Below are 415 nucleotides of genomic sequence, written 5' to 3' on the forward strand. Positions count from 1 at the left end.
TAGCACAAACAGTTAGTAAAAGCTTGATAGATTCCAACGTATTCATTTAAATATGTACTTTGATTTGTAACAAAAGGAGAGGTAAGTAGGGGGATGTTTCGTTATATGACTGTAATGTTACAATAACATTACAAATATCAACTTAGTAGAAAGTGCATTAAAACAAGGTTTTTAAGGGTGTTTATAAAAAAACGTAAAAAAAGTGTAATAAAATTTACGTAATTATATTGCAACGTAACAATAGTTATGTTACATTAATGTTACAAACGTTACGTTATTAACTTTAATGTAACGCTAACATAAAAACTATGAAATAAACATTTCTTAGAAATTACATATAGATAACTTATTAAAAAGGAGGATACATAAAATGAAAGAGCAAGTATTACAAGTAACAAAAGGTGACTTCGTAGGA

1 protein-coding gene is annotated in these 415 nt (G+C 26.5%); it reads left to right on the forward strand.

Annotated features, from left to right (window positions below):
• Positions 1-370: 370 nt before the first annotated feature.
• The coding region (locus MR113_RS28645; protein WP_113733202.1) for a DUF3948 family protein at positions 371-415 on the forward strand (45 nt) is incomplete at its 3' end.

The sequence above is a fragment of the Bacillus cereus group sp. BfR-BA-01379 genome, from assembly GCF_022663605.1.
Lineage (GTDB): Bacteria > Bacillota > Bacilli > Bacillales > Bacillaceae_G > Bacillus_A > Bacillus_A mobilis.